This is a genomic window from Micromonospora sp. WMMA1976 (assembly GCF_027497335.1).
In the GTDB taxonomy this organism is placed as follows: Bacteria; Actinomycetota; Actinomycetes; order Mycobacteriales; family Micromonosporaceae; genus Micromonospora; species Micromonospora aurantiaca.
In genome coordinates, this window is the sequence record NZ_CP114912.1 from 2,770,436 (window position 1) to 2,795,624 (window position 25,189).

General features: G+C 74.4%; 23 protein-coding genes. 12 read left to right on the top strand and 11 right to left on the bottom strand.

The genetic code is table 11. The features are described 5' to 3' along the window. Positions 1-9: 9 nt before the first annotated feature. On the bottom strand, positions 10-1,488 hold the full coding sequence (locus O7546_RS12750) for a glutamate--cysteine ligase (RefSeq protein WP_194801656.1): 1,479 nt from the start codon (positions 1,486-1,488) through the stop codon (positions 10-12). Between the two features lie 187 nt (positions 1,489-1,675). On the opposite strand from O7546_RS12750, the gene O7546_RS12755 reads away from it, so the two are divergent. Continuing rightward, the gene (locus tag O7546_RS12755) at positions 1,676-2,017 is read left to right on the top strand and encodes a DUF3817 domain-containing protein (RefSeq protein ID WP_194801655.1); all 342 of its coding nucleotides are present in this window, start codon (positions 1,676-1,678) and stop codon (positions 2,015-2,017) included. Here O7546_RS12755 and O7546_RS12760 read toward each other — a convergent pair. Then, positions 1,998-2,888 (bottom strand): alpha/beta hydrolase, encoded by an 891-nt coding sequence (locus tag O7546_RS12760; protein WP_194801654.1) that lies wholly within the window; start codon positions 2,886-2,888, stop codon positions 1,998-2,000. The genes O7546_RS12755 and O7546_RS12760 overlap by 20 nt on opposite strands. Before the next feature lie 36 nt (positions 2,889-2,924). Further along, on the bottom strand, positions 2,925-3,473 hold the full coding sequence (locus O7546_RS12765; RefSeq protein WP_281600960.1) for a hypothetical protein: 549 nt from the start codon (positions 3,471-3,473) through the stop codon (positions 2,925-2,927). A 142-nt stretch (positions 3,474-3,615) separates the two neighbouring features. Between O7546_RS12765 and O7546_RS12770 the strand changes: the two genes are divergently transcribed. Genes O7546_RS12770 through O7546_RS12780 form a run of 3 tightly spaced genes read left to right on the top strand, consistent with a single transcriptional unit; the run spans position 3,616 to position 7,580 of the window. Further along, positions 3,616-4,740 carry a Vms1/Ankzf1 family peptidyl-tRNA hydrolase gene (locus tag O7546_RS12770; RefSeq protein WP_135239893.1) on the top strand — a complete coding sequence of 375 codons (1,125 nt, stop codon included), beginning with the start codon at positions 3,616-3,618 and terminating at the stop codon, positions 4,738-4,740. Further along, the gene (locus O7546_RS12775) at positions 4,733-6,481 is read left to right on the top strand and encodes a thiamine pyrophosphate-binding protein (protein ID WP_194801652.1); all 1,749 of its coding nucleotides are present in this window, start codon (positions 4,733-4,735) and stop codon (positions 6,479-6,481) included. The genes O7546_RS12770 and O7546_RS12775 overlap by 8 nt, the downstream gene beginning before the upstream one ends. A 52-nt stretch (positions 6,482-6,533) precedes the next feature. Next, a complete protein-coding gene (locus O7546_RS12780; RefSeq protein WP_269696865.1) occupies positions 6,534-7,580 on the top strand; it encodes an iron-containing redox enzyme family protein in 1,047 nt (348 codons plus the stop codon). A gap of 120 nt (positions 7,581-7,700) precedes the next feature. Here the strand turns inward: O7546_RS12780 and O7546_RS12785 are convergent, their stop codons facing one another. Next, positions 7,701-7,925, bottom strand: a complete 225-nt coding sequence (locus O7546_RS12785) for a CDGSH iron-sulfur domain-containing protein (RefSeq protein WP_194801650.1) — start codon at positions 7,923-7,925, stop codon at positions 7,701-7,703. 170 nt (positions 7,926-8,095) lie between these two features. On the opposite strand from O7546_RS12785, the gene O7546_RS12790 reads away from it, so the two are divergent. Together O7546_RS12790 and O7546_RS12795 are read left to right on the top strand one after the other, a co-directional pair. Beyond that, on the top strand, positions 8,096-9,505 hold the full coding sequence (locus tag O7546_RS12790) for a hypothetical protein (RefSeq protein ID WP_194801649.1): 1,410 nt from the start codon (positions 8,096-8,098) through the stop codon (positions 9,503-9,505). Between the two features lie 243 nt (positions 9,506-9,748). Then, positions 9,749-10,882, top strand: coding sequence for a SigB/SigF/SigG family RNA polymerase sigma factor (locus O7546_RS12795; protein ID WP_194801648.1), 1,134 nt, complete (start codon positions 9,749-9,751; stop codon positions 10,880-10,882). Between the two features lie 99 nt (positions 10,883-10,981). Here the strand turns inward: O7546_RS12795 and ctaD are convergent, their stop codons facing one another. The 5 genes from ctaD to O7546_RS12820 all read right to left on the bottom strand — a co-directional run bounded on the left by ctaD (position 10,982) and on the right by O7546_RS12820 (position 16,730). Continuing rightward, positions 10,982-12,985, bottom strand: coding sequence for a cytochrome c oxidase subunit I (ctaD, locus tag O7546_RS12800; RefSeq protein WP_194801647.1), 2,004 nt, complete (start codon positions 12,983-12,985; stop codon positions 10,982-10,984). Between the two features lie 87 nt (positions 12,986-13,072). Further along, complete coding sequence (locus O7546_RS12805; protein WP_194801646.1) at positions 13,073-13,804, bottom strand: ATP-binding protein; 732 nt, start codon at positions 13,802-13,804, stop codon at positions 13,073-13,075. 153 nt (positions 13,805-13,957) lie between these two features. Further along, positions 13,958-14,410, bottom strand: a complete 453-nt coding sequence (locus tag O7546_RS12810) for a DUF4383 domain-containing protein (RefSeq protein ID WP_228532438.1) — start codon at positions 14,408-14,410, stop codon at positions 13,958-13,960. 120 nt (positions 14,411-14,530) lie between these two features. Further along, a complete protein-coding gene (locus O7546_RS12815) occupies positions 14,531-15,685 on the bottom strand; it encodes a glycosyltransferase (protein ID WP_281600961.1) in 1,155 nt (384 codons plus the stop codon). 28 nt (positions 15,686-15,713) lie between these two features. Next, positions 15,714-16,730 carry a glucosyl-3-phosphoglycerate synthase gene (locus O7546_RS12820; RefSeq protein WP_281600962.1) on the bottom strand — a complete coding sequence of 339 codons (1,017 nt, stop codon included), beginning with the start codon at positions 16,728-16,730 and terminating at the stop codon, positions 15,714-15,716. 215 nt (positions 16,731-16,945) lie between these two features. Here O7546_RS12820 and O7546_RS12825 point away from each other — a divergent pair, with 215 nt between their 5' ends. The 6 genes from O7546_RS12825 to O7546_RS12850 all read left to right on the top strand — a co-directional run bounded on the left by O7546_RS12825 (position 16,946) and on the right by O7546_RS12850 (position 23,805). Then, positions 16,946-17,968, top strand: coding sequence for a Gfo/Idh/MocA family oxidoreductase (locus tag O7546_RS12825; RefSeq protein ID WP_281600963.1), 1,023 nt, complete (start codon positions 16,946-16,948; stop codon positions 17,966-17,968). Next, positions 17,961-19,049, top strand: coding sequence for a zinc-binding dehydrogenase (locus O7546_RS12830; protein WP_281600964.1), 1,089 nt, complete (start codon positions 17,961-17,963; stop codon positions 19,047-19,049). The genes O7546_RS12825 and O7546_RS12830 overlap by 8 nt, the downstream gene beginning before the upstream one ends. A gap of 156 nt (positions 19,050-19,205) precedes the next feature. Next, positions 19,206-21,500 (top strand): accessory Sec system translocase SecA2, encoded by a 2,295-nt coding sequence (secA2, locus tag O7546_RS12835; protein WP_194801640.1) that lies wholly within the window; start codon positions 19,206-19,208, stop codon positions 21,498-21,500. Between the two features lie 203 nt (positions 21,501-21,703). Continuing rightward, the gene (locus O7546_RS12840) at positions 21,704-22,420 is read left to right on the top strand and encodes a GAF and ANTAR domain-containing protein (protein ID WP_228532436.1); all 717 of its coding nucleotides are present in this window, start codon (positions 21,704-21,706) and stop codon (positions 22,418-22,420) included. Between the two features lie 118 nt (positions 22,421-22,538). Continuing rightward, positions 22,539-23,000 (top strand): DUF2231 domain-containing protein, encoded by a 462-nt coding sequence (locus O7546_RS12845; RefSeq protein WP_281600965.1) that lies wholly within the window; start codon positions 22,539-22,541, stop codon positions 22,998-23,000. Positions 23,001-23,052: 52 nt separating this feature from the next. Then, a complete protein-coding gene (locus tag O7546_RS12850) occupies positions 23,053-23,805 on the top strand; it encodes a class I SAM-dependent methyltransferase (RefSeq protein WP_194801637.1) in 753 nt (250 codons plus the stop codon). Here O7546_RS12850 and O7546_RS12855 read toward each other — a convergent pair. Continuing rightward, positions 23,783-24,763, bottom strand: coding sequence for a DUF3500 domain-containing protein (locus O7546_RS12855; RefSeq protein ID WP_194801636.1), 981 nt, complete (start codon positions 24,761-24,763; stop codon positions 23,783-23,785). The genes O7546_RS12850 and O7546_RS12855 overlap by 23 nt on opposite strands. A 23-nt stretch (positions 24,764-24,786) precedes the next feature. Further along, positions 24,787-25,179: an ankyrin repeat domain-containing protein gene (locus tag O7546_RS12860; RefSeq protein WP_194801635.1), complete on the bottom strand. Its 393-nt coding sequence runs from the start codon at positions 25,177-25,179 to the stop codon at positions 24,787-24,789. Between the last annotated feature and the right edge of the window lie 10 nt (positions 25,180-25,189).

A 25,189-nucleotide genomic window follows, 5' to 3' on the forward strand; every position in this document is an offset into this window, starting at 1 on the left:
AGGCCCGGCTCAGGGGATCGGCCACTCGTGCACGGGCCGGTTGCTGTGCATCAGGTCGACGTAGTGGCGGACCACCTCGCGCAGCGCCGCCGGCCGGTCCAAGTGGTCGGCCGACTCCAGCCGGTGCAGCGTCTCCACCTGCCACGTCGCGCCGTTGCGGCCGGTCAGGCAGCGCTGCTCGACGATGCCGAGCAGCCGGTCCCGCTCGGCCGGGTCCAGGCCCCACCGGTCCAGCCCGTGGTGGGCCATCGGCAGCAGCCGGCGCAGCACCAGCTCGGTCACCGGCAGATAGCCCAGCCCCGGCCAGTACACCTGGGCATCGATGCCGTGCCGGGCGCAGGCGTTGAAGTTCTCCTCGGCCGCGCTGAACGACATCTGCGACCACAGCGGACGGTCCGACTCGGCGAGCGCCCGCACCAGGCCGAAGTAGAACGCGCCGTTCGCGACCGTGTCCAGCACCGTCGGCCCGGCCGGCAGCACCCGGTTCTCCACCCGCAGGTGCGGCCGGCCCTTGAGCACGTCGTAGACCGGCCGGTTCCACCGGTAGATGGTGCCGTTGTGCAGCCGCAGCTCGGCCAGCTTCGGCACGCCGCCGCTGTGCAGTGTGGCCGCCGGGTCCTCCGGGTCGCACACCGGCAGCAGCGCCGGGAAGTAGCGGACGTTCTCCTCGAACAGGTCGAACACCGAGGTGATCCAGCGTTCGCCGAACCACACCCGGGGGCGTACGCCCTGGGCCTTGATCTCCTCCGCCCGGGTGTCGGTGGCCTGCTGGAACAGCGGCACCCGGGTCTCGCGCCACAACTCCCGGCCGAAGAACAGCGGGGAGTTCGCGCCGAGCGCCACCTGGATGCCGGCGATCGCCTGCGCGGCGTTCCAGTAGTCGGCGAACTGCGCCGGGCTGACCTGGAGGTGGAACTGGGTGCTGGTGCACGCCGCCTCGGGGGTGATCGTGTCGGCGGTGGTGGCCAGCCGCTCCACCCCGCTGATCGCGATCGGCAGGTCCTCGCCGCGGGCGGCGAAGATCTGCTCGTTGAGCAGCGCGTACCGGGGATTGGCCGACAGCGTCTCGGCGGTCAGGTGCTCCGGGCGCAGCGTCGGCAGGATCCCGACCATCACCATGTGCGCGCCCACCGTGCGGGCCTTCTCCTCCGCGGCGTTCAGGCTGGCCCGGACGTGCTCCTCGAACGCCGCGGTGCCGGTGCCGGCGAGCCGCCGCGGCTCGACGTTGATCTCCACGTTGAACTGGCCCAGCTCGGTCTGGAACGCCGGGTCGGCGATCGCCTCCAGCACGTCGGCGTTGCGCATGGCCGGGTCGAAGCCGTCGTCGACCAGGTTCAGCTCGATCTCCAGGCCGGTCATCGGCCGCTCCACGTCGAACCGGGACTCGCGCAGCATCTCGGCGAACACGTCCAGGCACCGCCGGACCTTCTCGCGATAGCGGGCCCGGTCCTCCCGGCTGAAGGTACGCACGCCGACGTCCTCGCCCATGGTCACCACCCTGTCACCGTTGGTTCTCCCCAACCTCGCACGGAGTGGCGGGTCAGGAAAGGCCCGGAGGCCCTTTTCTGTACCCCGTGGTGGCCCCGGTGATCCCCGTCGCGGGGCTGCGGGTTCCGTCCGGGCGGCCCGGCCCGGACGGCTAGCATGGCCGCCGACGGCGAAGGGGAGTGGCGGAATGCGCGACGGGTGGATCCGGGCGTTCGTGGTGGCGGCGTTCGCCGAGGGATGCTCGTGGGCGGCGCTGCTGGCCGGCATGGCGGTCAAGTACGGCCCGCCGGGCAACGAGATCGGCGTGAAGATCTTCGGCCCCATCCACGGCGCGTTGTTCGTGATCTACGGCCTGCTGGCGCTCGTGGTGGCCCGGCGGCGCCGCTGGACGCTCGTGCAGACCGGGCTGGCCCTGGTCAGCGCGGTGCCCCCGTTCGCCACAGTGCTGTTCGAGCGCTGGGCGAGCCGCCGGGGCCTGCTCGACGCGCCGGCGCCGGTGGGAAAGCCGCTCACCCCCGCCGGTCGCTGACCGCGGCGACGTCCTCCGCGAGGAAGCCGGCCAGCACGTCGGTCAGCTCCCGCGGCGCCTCCTCGGCCATGTGGTGCCCGGACGGGATCGACGCGGTCCGCACGTCGTCGGCCCAGTCGCGCCAGATCGCGGCCGGGTCGCCGTAGAGGTCGACCATGTCGTCGCGCTCGGACCAGGCGAACAGCACCGGGCAGCCGATCCGGCGCCCGGCGGCCCGGTCGGCGTCGTCCGCCGCCCGGTCCGGCCCGAGCCCGGCCCGGTAGTCCTCGCACATGGCGTGCACAGTCGCCGGGTCACCGATGGCCCGCCGGTAGTCGGCGTACGCCTGCTCGCCCATCTCCTCCGGTGACCCGCCGTACCAGGCGTCCGGGTCGGCGTTTATGACCCGCTCGGCCGGCTTGGCGAGCTGGCCGAGGAAGAACCAGTGCCACCAGCGGGCGGCGAACCGGGCGTCGCAGCGGGCCAGCGCCTCACCGATCGGCACCCCGTCCAGCACACCGAGGCGGCTCACCCGGTCCGGGTGGTCCAGGGCGGTCCGCATCGCCACGTACGCGCCGCGGTCATGACCGATCACTGCGGCCCGGCGGTGGCCGAGCGCGTCGAGCAGCCCGACCACGTCGGCGGCCATCGCCCGCTTGGAGTAGACGGTGTGCTCCGGGTCGCTCGGCGGCTTCGACGAGCCGCCGTAACCGCGCAGGTCCGGGCAGATCACCGTGTGTCGCGCGGCCAGCCGCGGCGCCACCCGGTGCCAGGTCGCATGGGTACGCGGGTGCCCGTGCAGCAGCACCACCGGTGGCCCGGAGCCGCCGTGGCGTACGCGCAGGCGGACCGCGCCGACGTCGATCTCGGTGAGTGTGAAACCGGGGAACATGGCCGCAGCGGTGCCCGCCACCGGCGGCCGGGAAACCTAGGTGAGCGCCGAGCAGGCGGCCACGCCGAACAGCAGCACGGCGCCCAGCATCGCCTGGAGCAGCAGCGCCGGACCCAGGTGCGACCAGAGCGTGGCCGTACGCGGGGTGAGCAGCTGCCCGGTGGTCAGGTTGACGATCCGCTCGATCCGCGGCGGCAGGTCCTCGTCGCGTTGCGCCCGCAGCGTGAGCTGGACGTGGTCGCCGGGGTGCAGCGCGCTCTGCGGCAGGTGGCCGTGCAACTCGACCTCGACCAGCCGGCCGGTGGCGTCGCGGACCCGGACCGGGGTGACCAGGAACTCCGGCCCCTTCTTCAGCTCCTTGAAGCTGCGCCGGGCCCCGCCGCCGCCACTGCTGAGCAACGCGCGCACCACCTTCAGCAGCAGCCCCACCACCCCCGCGGCGGTGAGCACCGCGACCAGCGCGGGCTGCCCGACCCGGACCTCCCGGGCGTAACCCTCCATCAACCGGACCAGACGCCCGGTGACGACGCGTTCCGTCGGGTGGACGACGCGTCGGATGTACAACTCCGTATCCATGTTCACCACCGAGAGTCCCGTGCCGTGCACAGATGGTATCGGCCCTTCGGGTTGAACGACGTGAATGAACGGTGGTCACGCCCGGGCGGCCGGCAGGTGAACTCCGCCGGGGCGCGGGTATGCGTGCGGCCGAGCCGGAAAGGGGTCGAGCATGCAGCTGTCCTTCCTGCGCCCGCTCTACGACCGTCCCGGGCCGTGGTGCTCGGTGTACATGGACGCCTCCCGCGACACCCAGGACGCGCGAGCGCAGGTCGACCTGCGCTGGCGGGCCCTCAAGGGCGACCTGCTGGGGCAGGGCGCCGACCCGGTCACCGTCGAGGCGGTGGAGGAGGTCGTCCGCCGGCACCAGCCGATGCCCGGCGACTACGGCATCGCCGTGTTCGCCAGCCGGGGCCGCGTGGTGCTCACCGAGTACCTGTCCGCACCGCCGCTGCGTGACCTGGCGAGCTGGTCGGCGCTGCCGCACACCATGCCGCTCGTGGCCCAGCGGGGCGAGCAGGTGGCCTGGGTGCGGGTGCTGGCCGACCGTACCGGCGCGGACGCGATGGCGGTCAGCGCCGGCGGGGTGCCCCGGCGGGCCCAGGTGCAGGGCGGGCAGAGCCGCCAGCTGCGCCGGGTGCAGCCGGGCGGCTGGTCGCAGTCCCGCTACCAGCGCGCCGCGATGGAGGCGTGGCACCAGAACGCCGGTGACGCCGCCGCGGCCACCGCCGACCTGGCCGAGCGCGTCGGCGCGGACGTCGTCGTGGTGGCCGGGGACGTCCGGGCCACCGGCATGATCGCCGCCCAGCTCCCCGCCCGCTGGCAGGACGTGCTGGTGCGCACCGACGCGGGTGCCCGCGACGTGGGCGCCGACGACACGCTGATGGACGACATCACCGTGCAGACCGTCGCCGAGGTCGCCGACCGGCGGATCGCCGCCGCGCTGGACCGCTTCGGCGTCCAGGAGGACGTCGGCGCCGGGCTCGACGCCGTGGTCTCCGCGCTGCAACGCAACCAGGTCGACACCATGCTCATCGTGGACGACCCGTCGGCCGACGGCGAGCTGTGGGTGGGCCCCGAGCCGACCGAGATCGCCACCGACCCGGGGCAGCTGGCCGGCATGTCGGTGGCCGACCCCCAGCGGGTACGCGCCGACGCGGCACTGTTGCGCGCGCTGATCGGTACCGACGCGGACCTGACGGTGCTCGCGCCCGAGGAGGCGCCGGAGCTGACCGACGGGGTCGGCGCGGTGCTGCGCTACGTCGACGCGAGCACGCCGGGGCGGGGTAATGGCTGAGCGCATCGTCGCCGACCTGGTGGTCGAACGCCTGCGGGCCTGGCGGGTGCCGCGGGTGTTCGGCTGTCCGGGCGCGGCGATCGCCCCGCTGGTGGGCGCGCTCGACGACGCGGGCGGGGATCCGGTCTTCGTCCCCGCCCGGCACGAGGAGACCGCCTCGTACATGGCCACCGGGCACGCGAAGTTCACCGGCGGCGTCGGGGTGTGCCTGGCGACCCAGGGTCCGAGCGCGGTGCACCTGCTCAACGGGCTCTACGACGCCAAGCTCGACAGCAAGCCGGTGGTCGCGATCATCGGCGAGGACGTCACCGGCCCGCTCGGCGGCGCGCACGAGGAGATCGGGTTGAGCCGCCTCTTCGGCGACGTGTGCAACCAGTTCGTCCGCTACGGCCGCAGCCCGGAACAGGTGCCCGCGCTGCTCGACCAGGCGTTCCGTACCGCTGCGGCGACCCGCAGCCCGACCTGCGTGGTGCTGCCGCGCGCGTTGCAGGTCACCGCCGTACCGGACCTGCTGCCGCAGACCGCCGGGGTGGTCACCGCGACGCCCGGCGAGCCGCTGGCCCGGGTGCTGCCGCACGACGCCGACCTGGACGCCGCCGCCTCGCTGCTCGGCAACGGGCGGCGGGTGGCGATGCTCGTCGGCCAGGGCGCGCACGGCGCGGCCGAGGAGATCGTCGCGCTCGCCGACCGGCTCGGCGCGGGCGTGGCCACGTCGCTGCTGGGCAAGCCGGTGCTCGACGAGCGGCTGCCGTTCCACACCGGCGTGCTCGGCGAGGTCGGCACCACCGCCGCCGCGCAGCTCATGGGCTCCTGCGACACGCTGCTGATGATCGGCACCAACGATCCGTGGACCGACTGGTTCCCGATGCCGGGCCAGGTACGCACCATCCAGATCGACATCGACGGCCGGCGCATCGGCACCCGCTACCCGGTGGACGTGCCGCTGGTCGGCGACGCCGCCGAGACGCTGCGGGCGCTGCTGGCCCGGGTGTCGGAGAATCCCCACCGCGAGTGGCGCGGCATGGTGGAGAAGATGGTGGACCGGTGGCGTGAGGCCGCCGCCGAACGCGCCGCCACGCCCGCCGATCCGGTCGACCCGCGGCTCGTGCTGCGTGAGCTGTCCACCCGGCTGCCCCGGCACGCCGGCGTCGCCGTCGACGTCGGTTCGGTCGTCTACTGGTACGCCCGGCACCTGGAACTGCCGCCGGGGGTGCAGGCCCGGCTGTGCGGCACGCTCGGCTCGATGGGCTGCGCCCTGCCGTACGCGGTGGCGGCCAAGCTGGCCCGCCCGGACGAGCCGGTGCTCGCGCTGCTCGGTGACGGCGCGATGCAGCTCAACGGCCTGGCCGAGCTGATCACTGTGGCGCACCACTGGACGCGGTGGCGCGATCCGCGGCTGATCGTGCTGGTGCTGAACAACAGGGACCAGTCCGGCGTCGGCGGCGGCCGGTCACCGGGGGAGCGGGGGCCCGAGGTGCCGTACGCCGGGTGGGCCCGCCTGCTCGGGCTGCACGGCGTCCGGGTGGACCGGCCGGACCTGGTCGGACCCGCCTGGGACGAGGTGCTGGCGGCCGACCGGCCCGCCGTCCTGGAGGCGGTGGTGGACCCGGCCGTGCCGCTGGACGCGCCCGAACCGGCGCTGGCCGACCTGCGCGGCCTGGTGGCCGACGGGGACGCGGCCCGCCGGGTGCGGGAGCGGGTGATCCAGACCGAGGCCATCGCGGCCGACGAAGTCGTTTAGCGGCATCGGGGCGGGGCACTGCGACCGGGCGCAACCGTCCCGGGAGGTCACCATGTCCGTCGCCGCCGACAGCCGTTACGGCCCCGCTCCGCTGCCCGCGGCGCGCGGGCCGGTCTCCGCCGCGCTGCTGGCCGCGCTGCGCGGCGCTCCGCGCGAGCTGCCGGGCGGGCTGGGCGCGGGGTTCGGCGCGCTGGCCGCGCCGCTGACCGACGACGACCTCCAGCTCACTCTGTTCCTCTGCTACGAGCTGCACTACCGGGGCTGGGCCGGCGTGGACGAGGCGTGGGAGTGGGAGCCGTCGCTGCTGGCGCTGCGCGTCCGCGCCGAGCGGCCGTTCGAGGCGGCGCTGCGGGAGCTGGCCGGCCCGCCGCCGGCGGTGCTGCCGGCCGGCGTGCCTGGTGCACTGGCCGATTTGGTGGCGGCCGACGACGGCCCGCCGCTGGCCGCCACGCTGCAACGCCGCGCGGATCTCGACCGGTTCCGCGAGTTCGTCGTCCACCGTTCGATCTACCACCTGCGCGAGGCCGACCCGCACAGCTGGGCGCTGCCCCGGCTCGGCGGCCCGGCGAAGGCGGCGCTCGTGGAGATCCAGACCGACGAGTACGGCAACGGCCGGCTGGACCTGATGCACGCCGAGCTGTTCCGCACCACGATGGACCGGCTCGGCCTGGACACCGGCTACGCCGCCCACCTGGACCGGGTGCCGGCGGTGACGCTGGCGACGAACAACCTGATGTCGCTGTTCGGCCTGCACCGACGGCTGCGCGGCGCGCTGCTGGGGCACCTGGCCGCGTACGAGATGACCTCGTCGCTGCCGAACCGCCGCTACGGCAACGGACTGCGCCGGCTCGGCTTCGACGCGGTCGCCACGCGCTTCTACGACGAGCACGTCGAGGCCGACGCCGTGCACGAGCAGATCGCCGCGTACGACATGTGCGGCGGGCTGGTCCGGGCGGAGCCGGCGCTCGCGTCCGACGTCCTGTTCGGGGCCGCCGCCGCGCTGGCGCTGGACGCCCTGTTCGCCGCGCACCTGCTCACCGCCTGGTCCGCCGGCGAGTCGTCCCTGCGCCCGCGAGCCGAGACCCTGGCCGCAGCCTGACCCGCCCCGCCCCGCCCCGCCCCGCCCCTCGCGATCTTGCAGTTCGGGCCCTCAGGATGCCCGTTTCGCTACGTTTGCCGGGTCGCAAAGTGCAAGATCGCGGGGGAAGGGGCGCGGGGGTCAGGGTGAGCGGTCGCTGCCGGCCCGGAAACCGGCCACCTTGTGCGTGCCGTCGCAGAACGGCTTGATCGCGCTCTTACCGCACCGGCACAGCGCCACCGTGCCCCGGCGCGTCTCGATCGGCTTGCCCTCGGGCGTGACGAGCGCGAAGTCGCCGCGTACCAGCAGGGGTCCGTCCCGGTACGGGGTGATGGTCGCCGCCGGGGTGCTCTCGTCGTCGGGCATGCGCCGTGCAGTGCCCGTCCCGGTCCGGCCCAAACCCGCCCGCGACGGCGGGCACGCGGCGCGACGGCGTACCTGGGTGTGGCGGGCGGTGCCGGTACCGGGCGGGCCTTGGTCCTGACCCGTGGGGAGATGCCCCGTTTAGACCCCAGAGGGACGGGAAGCCGGGCCGCGTGGTGAGCGAACGAGTCGAACGGGCCGGCGGCGCGGGCCTGCCCGTGGAGCGGGTGGTGGCGGCCGGCAGTGCAGCCCGGATCCTGGTCGCCGCGACCGCCCGGGCGCTGCGCGGCGACGACTGCGGCGACCTCGGCCACCCGGGCGCGCTGTCCCGCCTCACCGGCGCGCCCGAGCCGGTACGCCGCGCCGCCACCCTCCGGGCCGCCGGGCGGGCGGCGCTCACCGCCGGCCAGATCGCCGCCGTGGACGCCGAGCGGGTCGCCGGATGGTTCGCCGATCAGTACCCGGAGCGGCGCTTCCCCGGCGTGGTGCTCGGGTCGCCGCACGGCGCCGCCGTCCACCTCGCGGCGGCGCTCGGCGTGCCCTGGCTCCCGGCCGGGTTCGAACTGGCCGGGCAATGGGCCCGGGGGGCGGTGGACCGCCCCGACGCCGCGTACGCGCACGGCGCCACGCTGGCCGCCCGGCTGCTCGACGGCAACCCGCGCGTGCACGTCCGCCAGGTGCACTGCCCGGCCAGCCGGGGCGCGGTGGCCGGCGCGGCGGTGACGTTCGCGGTGCGCTGGCGCACCCTGCCGGAGGCGTACGCGCGCTTCCTGGCCGACCGGCTGGAACCGGCCGCGCCGGTGCTGCTGCTGCACGACGCCCGCACCTGGCCGGTCCGCGACGGCGGCGACGGGCACAGCTTCCAGGCCGGCTGCCCGGCCGGCGGCCTCGACCCGGTCGACTTCCACCCGGACGCCCGCGCGCTCGGCCAGGTGCTGCGCGCCGCCGGCGGCGACGAGACGCGCTGGGCGGCGCCGGAGGTCACGGTGGCGGGCGCGTTCGCCGAACACGGCGTGGAGTCCGGTTTCGAGCACGACGCCCGCTGTCTCGGCGACCGGTACGGGCATCCGCTGCACCGGGTGGTCGTGCCGCAGCCGGACGCGCTGAGCGCGGTGACCGCCGACCTGTACCGGCGCTGGCTGCGACGGGCCGGCAAGACCGGCAACCGGCTGGTGGTGGAGTGCGGCCGGCTGCTCGACCCGGCGCAGGTGCTGCGGGCCGGCCTGGTGCCGTACTGGTGCGAGAACGCCACCGCGCGGCGGGTCGCCGGCGTCGAGTGGTGGCTGGCCGGCAGCGAGCCGTTCACCTCGGTGGATGTGCTGCCCGAGCCGCCCGGCCTGCGCTCGCCCGCGTCCGCGGGGCTGCCCCAGTGGCTGGCGGTGGCCGGCTTCGGGCGCAAGCGGCGGGCCCTCGACCGGGGCGCCGCGCGCGGCTACCCGGTCGCCTCGGTACCCACCCGACGTGCCACGGAGGTGTTGCGCAACCAGCCCTGCGACCTGCCCGCACCACCGCCGCTGCGGATGGCCGAGGCCCTCACCGCGCTGCGGGACGCGGGCGCACACCAGGGCCTGCTGGTCTCCTGAACCGCCGCCGGGACCGGCTGCCGGCCAACCTGGCGAAACTTCCTCGCGATCCTGCGGTCCGTGATTGAGTACCTACGGAGCGGGAAGACCGCTCGCCGCGAAACGGCCCACGACGCCGTGCGGCGGGCAGCCACCGCTTTCGACGTATCCGTCACGTAACCCAACTTCCTCACCCGGTGCGTGGTCCGACCACGCGCACGACCGGTTCCGACCGGGCGGGGGCTCTTCGGCGAGGGGGCGCGGATGTTCGGACAGACCACCACACCCACACCACCGACCACCGACCGGGGTCTGGAGGACCTGGACGCGGCGGCGCTCGCGTACGCGGCCCGGATCGAGGGCCTGCCACCGGAGCGGCGGCAGGAGGCGCGGGACGACCTGGTCCGGTTCGCCCTGCCGTTCGCCGGCCGGCTCGCCCGCCGCTACCGCGGGCGCGGTGAGCCGCTGGAGGACCTGGAACAGGTGGCCCGTCTCGGCCTGGTGAACGCCGTCGACAGGTACGACCCGGAACGCGGTTCGTTCACCGCGTACGCGGCCATCACCATCGTCGGCGAGATCAAACGGCACTTCCGCGACCGCACCTGGGGCGTGCACGTGCCGCGCCGGTTGCGGGACCTGATCCTCGAGGTGGGACAGGCGACGGCGACGCTGACCAGCGAGCTGTCCCGCGCGCCCACGGTGGCCGAGCTGTCCGCCCGGCTGGAGACGCCGGAGGAGGAGATCCTCGCCGCGCTGGAGTCGGCCGCCGGCTACAGCCCGGCGTCGCTGAACGCGCCGGTGGGCGGGGAGAGCTCGGCCGAGTTCGGCGATCTGGTCGGTGAGTCCGACCACGCGCTGGAGTCCGTCGACGACCGGGTCACCGTCAGCGGCCTGCTGCACCGGCTGCCCTGGCGGGAGCGCCGCATCCTGGCGATGCGCTTCTACGGCAACCAGACCCAGGCGGAGATCGCCGCCCGGTTCGGCATCTCGCAGATGCACGTGTCCCGGCTGCTGTCGCGGGCGCTGACCTGGCTGCGTCAGGCGATGCTGGCCGAGGCGCCGCCGCCCTGGCAGAACGGCGCGGCCGAGGCCGAACCGGGCAAGGCGCGGATCTCGGTGAAGCAGAACGGCGACCGGGTGGTCGTCGAGGTCGGCGGCGAGGTGGACCGGGCCGGCGCGGACCAGTTGCGCCGGGCCGTGCTCCAGGCGGTCACCGGGCAACCCCGCGAGGTGGTGGTCGACCTGGTGGGTGCCGGTGGCTTCGACGCCGGCGGGATCGCCGCGCTGATGGCCGGCCGGGAGGCCGCCGCGCGTACCGGGGTGCCGCTGCGGCTGACCCGGGTGCAGCCGGCGGTGCGCCGATCGCTGGCCGCGGCCGGACTGCCGGCCGCCGACTGACCCACCGCACGTACCGCGCCGGCCCCCCACCACGGGAGCCGGCGCGAGGCGTACGACGAGCGGGCCGGCGCCCGACGGCGCCGGCCCTCCTGCGATGTCTCAGTTCTCCGGGGTGTCCCCGTGCCCGCGCGGGTGCCGCCACCTGTCGTTCGGCTGCTCGTCGCGCTCGGCGTTGAGCGCGCTGCCCTCGGGCTCGTCGGTCTCCTCGAAGCTGGGCCGGCGCACCTCCTCCGGCTCCGGCACCTCCACCGGACGGGCGCCGGACTGCGGCGCGGGCTGGTAGTCCACCGCCTCGCGCGCGCCGTACGCGCCGCCGGCCGATGGCGACTCCGGCACGTGCCGCTCGTGGTGCAACTCCTCGCTGAAGCTCTGCGGCGGTTTCGTGGTGCGCTGCGGCAGGTCCCGGCCCAGGTCGGACACGAGCGGGCCGTACTTGAGGTCGAACGCGGGCCGCTCGGAGCGGATGCGCGGCATCCGGTCGAAGTTGCGCAGCGGCGGCGGGCAGGTGGTGGCCCACTCCAGCGAGTTGCCGAAGCCCCAAGGATCGTCCACGGTGACCATCGCGCCGTACCGCCACGACTTCCAGATGTTCCAGATCACGAACAGGGTGGACGCGCCGAGGACGAACGAGCCGATGCTGGAGATCGTGTTCAGCGTGGTGAAGCCGTCGCCGGGCAGGTAGTCGGCGTACCGGCGGGGCATGCCCTCGTTGCCCAGCCAGTGCTGCACCAGGAAGGTGGCGTGGAATCCGATGAACATGGTCCAGAAGTGCATCTTGCCGAGCCGCTCGTCGAGCAGCCGCCCGGTCATCTTCGGGAACCAGAAGTAGAGCCCGCCGAACGCGGCGAACACGATCGTCCCGAACATCACGTAGTGGAAGTGCGCCACCACGAAGTAGGTGTCGGTGACGTGCCAGTCCACCGGCGGGCTGGCCAGCAGCACCCCGGTCAGGCCACCGAGCAGGAACGTCACCAGGAAGCCGACGGCGAACAGCATCGGCGTCTCGAACGTGATCTGTCCCTTCCACATGGTGCCGATCCAGTTGAAGAACTTCACCCCGGTCGGCACCGCGATCAGGAAGCTCAGGATGCTGAAGAACGGCAGCAGCACCTGACCGGTGGCGAACATGTGGTGCGCCCAGACCGTCATCGACAGCACCGTGATGGCGATGGTGGCGAGCACCAGGCCGGTGTAGCCGAAGATCGGCTTGCGGGAGAACACCGGGATGATCTCGGTGATGATGCCGAAGAACGGCAGCGCGATGATGTACACCTCGGGGTGACCGAAGAACCAGAACAGGTGCTGCCAGAGCATCGGCCCGCCGGTCGTCGAGTCGTACACGTGCGAGTGCAGCAGCCGGTCCGAGGCCAGCGCCATCAGCGCGGCCGCCAGCAGCGGGAACACGAAGATCACCAGGACGCTGGTGAGCAGCGCGTTCCAGGTGAAGATCGGCATCCGGAACATGGTCATGCCCGGGGCGCGCAGCGTCACGATCGTGGTGATCAGGTTGACCGCGCCGAGGATCGTGCCCAGGCCGGACACGGCCAGGCCGACCACCCACAGGTTTCCGCCGACGCCGGGGGAGTGCTGCGAGGTGCTCAGCGGCGTGTACGCGGTCCAGCCGAAGTCCGCCGCGCCGGCCGGGGTGGCGAACCCGCCCACGACCATCAGCGCGCCCAGGAAGTAGAGCCAGTACGCGAACGCGTTCAGCCTGGGGAACGCCACGTCGGCGGCGCCGATCTGCAGCGGCACCAGGTAGTTGGCGAACCCGAAGAACAGCGGGGTGGCGAACAGCAGCAGCATCACCGTGCCGTGCATGGTGAACATCTGGTTGTACTGCTCCGGGGAGACGATCTGCATCCCCGGCCGGGCCAGCTCCGCCCGGATGATCAACGCCAGGATCCCGCCGACGATGAAGTATCCGAACGACGTGACCAGGTACAACAGGCCGATCTGCTTGGCGTCGGTGGTGCGCAGCAACCGCCACAGCGCGTTGCCCTTCACCGCCTCCCGTACGGGCCCGGGGAATCCCCCGAACCGGGCCGGCGCGAGGATCGCGGGCCCCCGGTCTCGTGCCGGTTCCGTGACTACCCGCTTGGGCATGGCTTCTCACCCCGTGTGACGACAGACAGGACGGGCGGGCGTACCCGGCCCTCTGCCCATGTAACCAGGCGAGAGCGGAGAATTCGGTCAATTAGCCGGGAGCATGGCCCAGACGACCTTGCCGGCGCCGACCGGCGTGCTGCCCCAGCGCTGGGTCAGCTCGCGGACCAGCATCAGCCCGCGGCCGCCCTCGGCACGCGGGTCACGGCTGCTCGCGGCGCGCGCGTCGGCCGGGCTGCCGTCCATCACCGCCACCCGCAGGTACGGCCGGCGCAGCGTCAGCGTCACCTGCATCGGGGTGCCGGCGTGCCGCACCACGTTGCCGACCAGCTCGCTGAGCACCAGCGATGCCGGGCCGGCCAGCTCCGGCACGTTCCACCTGCCGCACGCCTCGGTGACCAGCTCCCGGGCCCGCCGGCAGGCGCCGGCGACCGGCTCCAGCCGGGCCCGCAGCCGGGGTGCCGCATCCGCGCCGGCCAGCGCGGTGGCCTCGGCGCAGTCCCGGCGCACCGGCACCACCCGGCAGGCGGTGGTCTCGTTCAGCCACGCTGCCGTCTCGGCGCAGGGAGCGGCGAGCACCATCGGCACCGCCGGCCAGTCGGCGGCCCGGCGGGCGGCGGCGGCGAAGACGGACAGCGCCAGCGGCTCGCCGACCTCGATCTCCTCCAGGTCGACCACCAGGGCGTCCGGCTGCGCGGCGAGGCAGCTGTCGAGCACCTCGTGCACCGCGCGCATCGTGCCCAGGTCGAGCGCTCCGGCCAGCCGTACGACAGTGACCGGCGACTCGTCGCGGACCTCGCACCTGATCCGGGTCACCATCGCCGCCTCGTTTCCTTCTCGTCGGGGAGGGTCGCCCTCGTCGGGGGAGGGCCGCCCGGCCGGGGCGGTCGCCGCCGTCCACAGCCGGAGGACTACGGACGTACCCGCGCCCCGGACCGGCGAAACCGGGCATCGGGGCCGCCGGGGCGCAGGTCAGCGGCGCTCCCCGCGCCGCGACGCGAGCAGCCCCAGCGCCAGCATGGCGGCGCCCAGCAGCAGGTGCAGCCACGAGTCGGCCCGGTTGACCGCGAGCGCGTTCGCCGTGTCGCGCCGGTCGACCGCCAGCCCGTAGAGCCACAGCGCCAGGTAGACCGCGCCGGCGCCGACCAGGAACGCGCGGGCGCCGCTGACGGTACGGGCCAGCACCAGCCCGGCCACCCCCAGCACCAGGTGCACCAGGTTGTGCACCACCGAGACCTGGAACACACCGAACAGCCGGGCGCCGGAACCCGGCCCGGCGACGCGCAGATCCGCGAAGTGGCTGGTGACGCCCGGCACGAAACCCAGCGCGCCGAGCAGCAGCAGGAGCACGGCCAACCCCGAGGCGACCCGGCGTACCGGCGCCCGCCCGTCGGCCGGGTTGCGCCGCGCCCGGGAGTGCGCCATCGAATTCGTCACGCCGGCCTCCTCGCCACCGCGGGAAGCGCCGGTTTCCCGCGGCCGGCGGGGGCAAACGCCGGCCCGGCCGCGCGGGACGGCCGGGCCGGTGGACGTGCTCGCGAGGGATCAGGCGGGCTGCAGCGGCTTCGTCGCGCCCGCCCGGACCCGGTCGTACAGCTCCACGTACCGCTGTGCCATCCGGGCCGGGGTGAACCGCCGGGCCGCCTCCCGCCGGCACTCGGCCGGCTCCAGCCCGTCGGAGGCGAGCACCAGGTCACCCAGCTCCCGCTCGTCGCCGGTGAGCAGGCCGGTGCGGCCGTGCTCGATCAGCTCCGGCAGGCAGCCGCGGGAGATGGCCACCACCGGCGTACCGAGTGACAGCGACTCGACCACCGCCGTGCCACCCGGCTCCTCCCAGCGCAGTGGGAACAGCGACGCCCGCGCGGAGGCGACCAGGTCGTCGCGCTCCCGGCCGGCGACCGTGCCGACCCAGCGCACCCGGTCGCCGTCCACGTGCGGCGCGACGTGGTCGTAGAAGAAACGCACGTCCGGGTTCTGCCGGGCCTCGTCGCCGGCCGCGGCCAGATCCTCCGGGCGGTGGTACGGGCCGACCGGCCCGGCCAGGACCAGCCGGAAGCCGGTCTCCTGCGCCAGCCGGGCGCCCAGGTCCTGCCCCTTGCCCGGGTTGATCCGGCCGAGGATCACCACATGGTCGCCCTTCGCCACCGGCGCGTGCCGGTCCGCGTCCACGGCGAGCGGGGTGGACAGGTGCACGTGTCCCACCGAGTGCGCGCGCAGCGCCTCCGGCGCGCGGGCCAGCTGCGAGGCGGACACGCCGTTGACCCGTACCCGTTCGCCGCCGTCGAGGTTGCCGTACAGCTCCGGGTGCTTGGCGAGGTCCCAGTGCAGCGTGTGCAGCACCGGCGGGGCGTCCGGGCCCATCGCGGCGAGCGTGGCCAGACCGACCGCCTCCACGTGGTCGTGCACCAGGTCGATGTCGTCGCGGGCGTGCAGCGCCCGCACCACCTCGGACAGGTGCGCCTGGGAGACGCCGCAGACCTGGTTGTACGGCCGCTGCAACGCGTGGAACTGGCCGTCCGGGAAGACCGCGATCCGTTCGTCGACCGGCAACGTGCTGCTCTCCACCGAGGCCAGCACCACCCGTACGCCCAGCCGGCGCAGTTCCGGCACCAGCGTGGCGATCACGTTCTCGATGCCGCCGTAGCCCGGCGGCGGCACGGACAGCCACGGCCCGGCGTTCATCAGCACGGTGAGTGTCATGCGCTGTCCTCTCCGACGTCCTGGCCGGTCACGCCGCCGCCACCCGGCGGCGGGGAAGGCGGTGCCGCATCTGCGCCAGCGGCGGGCGTTCCTGCACCGATACGTCGTTGACGACGATCTCCCGGTCCAGGTTGGGCAGCGCCTCCGAGCCGCCCCGGCGGAACTGGGTCAGCAGCGCGGTCGGCGCCACCCCCGGCGCCGCCCACCCGCGCCGTTGCAGCCGCGACCAGGCGGTCAGCATGATCTGCGCGGACATCCGGCCCAGCGCGGCGGTGTCCTGGTGCCGGTGCTTGCGCTCGCCCAGGTCGACCTGGGCCAGCGCGTCCAGCCCGACCAGCTCCAGCAGGTCGATCAGCATGGCCGTCTCGACGCCGTACCCGGTGACGAACGGCACCCGCTCCAGCACCTCGCGGCGGCCGGCGTACTCGCCCGCCAGCGGTTGCACGAACCCGGCCAGCTCCGGCCAGAACAGGTTCAGCAGCGGCCGGGCCATCAGCTCCGTCACCCGCCCGCCGCCGTCGGGCTCCACGCTCGTCGCACCGACAAGCGGCCGGTGGTAGAAGCCCTTCACGAACTCCACGCCCGGATCCGTCAGCAGCGGCCCGAGCAGCCCGGTCACGAAGTGCGGCCGGAACTCACGCAGGTCGGCGTCGACGAACGCGACCACGTCCCCCTCGGCCGCCGCCAGCCCGGCCCAGAGCGCGTCGCCCTTGCCGGCCAGCCGGGGCAGCCCGCGCGTCATCGCGTCCTGGCTGACCACCTCGGCGCCGGCCGCGCGCGCCACCTGCGCGGTCCGGTCCGTGGACCGGGAGTCCACCACGATCAGCTCGTCGACGAGCGGCACGCGGTCCATCAGGTGTTCCCGGACGGTCGACACGATCGCGCCGACGGTCGCCTCCTCGTTGCGGGCCGGCAGCACCACGCTGACCCGGCTCGCACCCTTGGCCCGTACCAGTCGCCGCGCCGGCCAGTCGTCGGCGGTGCTGGTGCGGTACGTGGCCCACGCCTCTACCACAGGTGAGACGGTCGAATCTGATTCCCGCACGGGCACCCCCCATTAGTGGTGGAATCGCGGACCATGGTTTTCCCAATCCCGCATCCGCGCTAACCGGATCTTGCCCAACAACCTGATCACCAGGTGCGTACCGGGAGGTTCCGGGCGGATGAACGTTGCGTTGCGCCCCTCGGCGGCGTTTCGCGGACGGCTGCCGGGGGGAGTGGTGACCGCAGTCTTCCAGTCGTGGCGAGAGGGTTGGTCGGATGCGTACCTGCCGAGTGGGACTAGTCGGAGCCGGTGGGGTGGCGCAACGCCACGCCCGGGTGCTCACGGGCTTCGAGGACGTGGAGCTGCTCGGCGTGACCGACGTCGCACCGGACGCGGCGGCCGCGCTCGCCGGCACGTACGGCGGCCGGGTGTTCCGCGACGTGGACGAGCTGCTCGCGGCCGGCCCGGACGCGGTGTACGTCTGCGTGCCGCCGTTCGCGCACGGCCCGGTCGAGGAGGCGGTGGTCTCCGCCGGCGTGCCGATGTTCGTGGAGAAGCCGGTGGCGCTGGACCTGGAGACCGCCGAGCGGGTCGCCGCGCTGGTTGAGCAGCGCGGGCTGCTCACCGGTGTCGGGCACCACTGGCGCTACCTGCACGTGGTGGAGGAGGCCCGGCGGCTGCTCGCCGGCCGTCCGGTGCGGATGGTCAACGGCGCCTGGCTGGACAAGGTGCCGCCGGTGGCCTGGTGGGCGCGACGGGACCGCTCCGGCGGCCCGGTCGTCGAGCAGGCCGCGCACGTGCTGGACCTGGTCCGGCTGCTGGCCGGCGAGGCGGTCGAGGTGACCGCGTACGGCGACGGCAGCCCGCCGCCGGTCGACGGCGCGGACATCGACTCGGTGACCGCCGCCACACTGCGCTTCGGCTCCGGTGCGGTCGGCACGCTCGCCGCGTCCTGCGTGCTGGGCTGGAAGCACCGCGCCGGGCTGGAGATCCTCGCCGACGGGCTGGCGCTGTGGCTGGCCGAGGACGGCCTGACCGTCCGCGACGCCGACGGCGAGCGGCACCTGCCCGCCGACCCGGACGGCGCGCGGGTCGCCGTCGACCGGGCGTTCGTCGACGCCGTGTGCGGCCTCGGCGACGACGTCCGGGTGCCGTACGCCGAGGCGCTGCGCACCCACCGGCTCGCGCTCGCCGTGGCCGAGTCGGCGCGTACCGGACGGCCGGTGGCGCTGCCGACCGGCCCGGCGTCCCGGCTCACCGCGCCGGTCGCGGACGCGGGGGTGGGCGTCGATGCGTGACCGGGTGGTGGTGGTCGGCGGCCCCGGCCGGGTCGAGCTGGCCGAACTGGACGCGCCGGAGCTGCGCGAGGGCACCTTCCGGGTGGAGACGCTCTACAGCGGCGTGTCCGCCGGCACCGAGCTGAGCTTCGTCAAGGGCACCAACCCCTACCTGCACGTCACCTGGGACGCCGCGCTCGGGCTGTTCCGGCCCGGCGAGGCGAGCACGCCGTACCCGGTGACCCGGCTCGGCTACATGCAGGTCGGACGCGTGGTGGCCAGCCGTACCCCGGCCGTCGCGGTGGGCGAGGTCGGCGCCATGACGTACGGGCACCGCAGCGGCTGGGTGGCCGACCCGCTCACCGAACGGTTCGTGCCGCTGCCCGACGACCTGGACCCGATGCTCGGCGTGTACGTCGCGCACATGGGCCCGATCTGCGCCAACGGACTGCTGCACGCCGCCGCCGACCTGTGCGGCACCGACGTGCGCACGCTCGGTGACGGCGTACGCGGCCGCCGGGTGGCGGTGGTGGGCGGCGGCGTGGTGGCGTTGCTGACCGCCCTGTTCGCCCGCCGGCACGGCGCCGCCTCGGTGGTCGTGGTCGACCCGACACCGGCCCGGCGGCAGGTCGCCGAGGCGCTCGGCCTGGACACGCTCGACCCGGACGCGGACGACCCGGCGGTGGTGCTCAAGACGCGGTGGAACCACGCCGCCGGGGACCGGGGCGCCGACGTGGTGTTCCAGTGCCGGGGCCAGGACTGGGCGTTGCAGCTCGCGCTGCGCCTGCTGCGCCCGCAGGGCACGGTGATCGACCTGGCGTTCTACCAGGCCGGCGCGGACGCGGTCCGGCTCGGCGAGGAGTTCCACCACAACGGGCTGTCGCTGCGCTGCGCGCAGATCGGCCGGGTGCCGCGCGGGCTGGCGCCCACCTGGGACCGGGAGCGGCTGTCGGCGGAGACGATCGAGCTGCTGCGCCAGTTCGGTGACGTGATCCGCAAGCACCTGATCTCGGCCGTGGTCCCCCTGGACGAGGCCCCCACCCTGCTGACCGACCTGGCCGACCGCCGCCGCACCGAACTCCAGGTGGTCCTCACCCCCTGACCCCCCTCCCAGGGCGTCGATCATGAGGTTGACGGCGACAAAACGGACACGACATGCCGTCAACCTCATGATCGACGGAAGCGGGCGGACGGTGGGCGGGAGACGCGCGGTGGGCGGGGGTCACAATCGGCTCCGGTTCGCGTACCGTTGCCGCTCATGGGTGTGTCGCAACGGTTGAAGACCAGGTTCCGCCGGTTCCTCCAGCGCCCGGGGACGACAGTCGACCTGGCGCCGCTGGAGAAGCTGCTGCCGGCGATCGAGGCGCGCGAGGCGGACCTGGAGCAGCTCTCCGACGCCGAGCTGACCGAGGCCGCCGGCCGGGCCACGGGGTACGAGGAGATCTGCGCGATCGGCCGCGAGGCGGCCCGGCGCGGGCTCGACCAGCGCCCCTACGACGTACAGCTGCTCGGCGCGATGGCGCTGCTGTCCGGCAAGGTCGCCGAGATGGCCACCGGTGAGGGCAAGACGCTCACCGCCACGGTCGCCGCGTACGGCCACGTGCGGCTGGGCAACGGCCCGGTGCACGTGCTCACCGTCAACGACTACCTGGCCCGCCGCGACGCCGAGTGGATGACGCCCGTCTACGACCTGCTCGGCCTGACCGTCGGCTGGGTCAACGAGGCGTCCACGCCCGACGAGCGGCGTGCCGCGTACGGCTGCGACGTCACCTACGTTTCGGTCAGCGAGGCCGGCTTCGACTTCCTGCGCGATCAGCTCGTCACCGACCTGGCCGACCGGGTGCAGCCGGCGCTGAAGACCGCGATCGTGGACGAGGCCGACTCGATCCTGATCGACGAGGCCCGGGTGCCGATGGTGCTGGCCGGCGCGGTCGGCGGCGAGCAGGATCCGGTGCACGCGGCCGCCGCGCTGGTGCGCGGCCTGCGCAAGGGCAAGCACTACACGATCGCCGAGGACGGCCGCAGCGTCGCCTTCACCTCGGTCGGCCTGGCCACCGTCGAGGCCAAGCTCGGTGGCATCGACCTGTACGACGAGGAGCACGTCGGGCAGCTCTCCGCGGTGAACGTGGCGCTGCACGCGCACGCCCTGCTGCACCGCGACGTGGACTACATCGTCCGGGACGACTCGGTCGAGCTGATCGACGAGATGCGCGGCCGGGTCGCGCAGCGCCGCCGCTGGCCGGACGGGCTGCAGGCCGCGGTCGAGGCGAAGGAGGGCCTGGACGCCACCGCCGAGGGCGAGGTGCTGGGCACGATCACCGTGCAGGCGTACATCGCGCTCTACCCGACGGTCTGCGGCATGACCGCGACCGCGGTGCTCGTCGGCGACCAGCTCCGCGAGTTCTTCGGCCTCGAGGTCGCGGTGATCCCGCCGAACACCCCCTGCGTCCGCGAGGACGAGCCGGACCGGATCTACGCCACCCGCGCCGAGAAGGAGGAGGCGCTGGTCGACGAGATCACGCGCTGCCACGAGGCGGGGCGGCCGGTGCTGGTCGGCACGCTCGACGTCAAGGAGTCCGAGGGGCTGGCCGCCGCGCTCAACGCCGCCGGCGTGTCGTGCGTGGTGCTCAACGCCAAGAACGACGACGAGGAGGCCGGCATCATCGCGGAGGCCGGCGCGTACGGCGCGGTGACGGTCTCCACCCAGATGGCCGGCCGGGGCGTCGACATCCGGCTGGGCGGCAGCGACCAGGCCGACCGGGACCGGGTGGCGGAGCTGGGCGGCCTGTACGTGATCGGCAGCGGCCGGCACGACAGCCGCCGGGTCGACGACCAGCTCCGCGGCCGGGCCGGCCGGCAGGGCGACCCGGGCGGGTCGGTGTTCTTCGTCAGCCTGGAGGACGACCTGGTGGTCCGGCACGCCGGCGACACCGTGCCGGCCTCGCCCCGGATGAACGCCGACGGTCTGGTCACCGACCCGCAGGTCGACTACGCGGTGGAGCACGCCCAGCGGGTCGCCGAGGGCGTCAACCACGAGATCCACCGCAACACGTGGCGCTACAGCCAGGTGATCGAGCAGCAGCGCAAGGCGCTGGCCGAGCGCCGGGAGCGGCTGCTGACCAGCGACATCGCCGCGCTGATGCTGCTGGAGCGGGTGCCGGAGAAGGCCGGCGACATGGACGAGGACCTGCTCGCCGACGTGGCCCGCAAGATCGCCCTCTACCACCTGGACCGGCTCTGGGCCGACCACCTGGCCGAGCTGTCCGAGGTACGCGAGGGCGTGCACCTGCGGGCGCTGGGCCGGCTCGACCCGCTCGACGAGTTCCACCGCAGCGCGGTGCCGGCGTTCAACGCGCTGGTGCCCGAGATCGAGACGCGGACCGTGGCCACGTTCGAGGAGACCGAGTTCGACGAGGGCTGGGAGCCGGACTCGTCGAAGCTGGTGCGCCCGACCGCCACCTGGACCTACCTCGTGCACGACAACCCGTTCGGCTCGGAGCTGGACCGGCTGATCGCCTCGGTGGGTCGGCGGCTCATCTCCGGGTCGCGCTGACCCGCGCCGAAGGCCCCTTCCGGTGCGACCGGGAGGGGCCTTTTTGCGCGGTTTCGCCTGCGGTCTGCGAGGGTAGTAGGCCGGGGCCCGGCCACAGGAGGGACGGACATGGGACAGGCAACGGTGCCGGACGGGGAGACCGCGCGGACGCACGCGGGGACGGTGGAGGCCCCGGCCCGGTGAACCTCGACACGCGCCAACCCATGATCGACAACCTCGGTGTGCTGGAGACGGCCGCGCTGCTGCGCGAGCTGACCGCCGGCCTGATCGGTGCGGCCGGGTTCGACGAGGCGCTTGACCGCCTGGTCCGGATCGCCCGCGACGCCGTGCCGGGCGTGGACTGCTGCGGCTTCACCGCGCTGCGCGCCGGTGAGCCCGCCGGGGTGGCCGCCTCCGACCCGGACCGGGCCGAGCTGGACGACCTGCGGCACGGCCCGGACACACCGGCGATGACGGCGATCCGCCGCCGGGAGATGATCATCGCGGGCGGGTTGCCCGACGAGACGCGCTGGCCGGCCTGGAGCGAGCGGGCCCGCGCGCTGGGCGTGCACGGGGTGATCTCCGCCCCGGTCGACGTGGACGAGCAGGTGATCGGCGCGATCAACCTGTACGCGGAGGCGCCCGACGCGCTCACCCCCCGGCACCAGCTCACCGCGATGCTGCTCGCCGAGCACGCCGGTCTGCTGCTGGCCGCCGCGCGTGACCGCGAGCGGGCCGCCTCCCGGGCCGGTGAGATCGACGACTCGCTGCTGGCCGAGGGCGTGGTCGGGCAGGCCGTCGGCGTGATCATGACGCAGCGTGGCTGTCCCGCCCCGGAGGCCCTGCGGGTGCTGCGCAGCGCCGCGTCCTCGCTGGACATCCCGCTGCGCGAGGTGGCCGAGAGGCTCGTGCTGACCGTCTCCCGGCCCCGGGACAACTGAGCGACAGTCGTTTCACCCCGCGGCACCTCGGGTAGCACTCTGGACTGGTGAGCTGCGCCGACCTGGGGAGGAAGCGATGCAGAGCCGACTGCGGGTGCAGGGGCATCCCATTCAACCGATGCTTGTCACGTTCCCGTTCGGCCTGTTCGTCTGCGCCGCGGTCTTCGACCTGGCCGACGTGGCCGGCGGCCCGGCGTTCCTCGGCGAGGTGGGCTACTGGACCGCCGTGGCCGCGCTCGTCGCCGCCGGGCTCACCACAGTCGCCGGCCTGGTCGACCTGTGGGACGTCCGCGCCGGGCGCACCAGCCGGACCGTGCTGACGTTCAACCTGGTCAACGCCGTCATGGCGGCGCTCTTCCTGCTGTCCTGCCTGATCCGGGCGAACGCGCCGCAGCGGGGCGCGAACGGCGCCCTGCTCGCCGCCGAACTCGTTGCGCTCGCCGTCGGCGCGGTCGGGGTGGCCCTGGGCGCGCGGCTGATGCAGCAGTTCGACCGGGCCGCCGAGCCGAGCGGCTTCGAGACGTTCGGCGACGTGCCCGCCGGGTCCACAGTCGAGATCGCCCGCCCGCGCCCGTTCTGACCCCTGCGGAAATGCGTTGCCGCAGCCACCGCCGGGCGGCAGGCTCACGGGCATGGTCGGCACGTTCGAGGAACTGGTAGCCGAAGCCGAGGCGGCGCCGGTCGAGGGCTGGGGCTTCGACTGGCTGCGCGGCCGCGCCACCGAGGAGCGCCCGCCCTGGGGGTACGCGCGCCTGGTCGGCGAACGGATGGCCGCCGTGAACGCGGCGCTGGACATCGACACCGGCGGGGGAGAGGTGCTGGCCGAGGTGCCCGCGCCGCCGCCGCTGCTGGTCGCCACCGAGGCGTGGCCGCCGAACGTGCCGGTGGCCCGGCGCCACCTGCGCCCGCTCGGCGCGTCCGTGGTGCGGGTGGGCGACCGCCCGCCGCTGCCGTTCCGGGACGCCGCCTTCGATCTGGTCGTGAGCCGTCATCCGGTGCACACCTGGTGGGGCGAGGTGGCCCGGGTGCTGCGACCCGGCGGCGCCTACCTGTCCCAGCAGATCGGCCCCGGCACGATGCGGGAGCTCAGCGAGGCCGTCCTCGGGCCGCTGCCGCCGCCGGAGCACCGCCATCCGGAGGCGGCGGTCGCCGAAGCGCGGGCCGCCGGGCTGACGGTGGTCGACCTGCGTGAGGCCACGCTGCGTGCCGTCTTCCATGACATCGGCGCGGTGGTCTGGTTCCTGCGCAAGGTGGTCTGGACGGTGCCCGGCTTCACCGTCGGCCGCTACACCGACGAGCTGCGCCGCCTGGACGAGCGGATCCGCGCCGAGGGACCGTTCGTCGCGTACGCCCGCCGTTTCCTCATCGAGGCGCGCCGGGACTGAGCGGGCCGGGCCGGTGGGCGGCGGCGTGGTGCGCGGCCAGCACGTCGGCGCCGAAGTCACCGGCCGGGCGGCGCAGCACGGTGTGCGCGTGGTTGCCGTCGTCGGTGGTGTTGTCGTACTCGATCAGCAGGTCGTCGCCCTGCACCCGGTAGTAGTGCCGCCGGCCCGGCTCGACCGGGCCGGCCCAGGCGAAGTGCAGCTCGCCGCCGTCGAGCCGGTCGGCCTCCCGGGCCGCCAGCTCCGGCGGGAGCCGGTCCAGGTAGAGCGCGACCAGCCGGTCGAGCAGCGCCCGGCCGGTGGGCCGCAGCCGCCCCCGGGGTACGCCGAGCGGGTCGAGCCGTCCCGGCGCGGTGGCCCGGGTGGCGCTGATGATGTCGGCGGGCGCCTCGTCGGCGATGATCGCGGCGGAGCGGCCGGCCGGTCCGAGCGCGTCGAGCAGCTCGCGGGCCAGGTCCTCCTCGGGGCCCAGGGGCCGGGAGACCGGGCGGCCGGCGTGCCGGACGGTGGCCGGGTTGGCGCCGAGGAAGACCGGCGCGGGTGAGACCCGGTCGTCGGCGACCGTCATGCTCACCGACAGGTGGTGTCCCTCGAACCGCCAGGCCCAGTCGTCGTCGCGGGCCGGGTCGCCGAAGACGGCCACCCAGTAGTCGCCGCTGTGCCGGCCGCGCCGCCAGTCCTCGGCCCGGTCCAGCACCTCCTCCAGCGCCATCACGGTCATGGCCTGGGCGTACGCGGCCGGGCTGAGCGCGGTGGCGAGCAGCCGGTGGGCGGCCTTGTGGGCGTCGACGTCCAGGCCGGCGAGCGCGACGCCGGGCCGGGGCCGCGGCCGGTACTCCAGCCACCGCCGGGCCGGCTCGTCATCGAAGGCGTGCCGGGCGGCGCCGCGGGCCGGCTCGTCCAGCGCGGCCAGGAACGCCGCGGCGGCCGTGCGCATCTGCTCGGGTACGGGATCCTCCACCGTCCCTGTATACCGCCCGCCGGTCACGCGCGGCCGAGCAGCGTCAGCATGTCGGGCAGCTCGAAGAACCGGGCGGTCTCCACCGCGGACGGTCCGCCGTGGTCCGGGTCGGCGCCGGCGTCGAGCAGCGCGCGGACGGCGGCCTCCTGGCGCCGGAACACCGCCGCGGCGAGCGCGGTCTGCCCCCTGTCGTTCACCCGGGCCGGGTCGGCGCCCCGCGCCAGCAGCGCGGCCACCGTCTCCGGGTGGGCGTGGTACGCGGCGAGGATCAGCAGCGTGTCGCCCTTGGCGTTGGTGAGGTTGACCGGCAGCCCGGCGTCCACGTTGGCGGCAAGTTCCTCGGTGGCGCCGGCCCGCGCCAGGTCGAACATCCGGTGGGCGAAGGCGATGGTCTCGTCGTCGAGTTCGTCGGGCATCCGCCCAGGC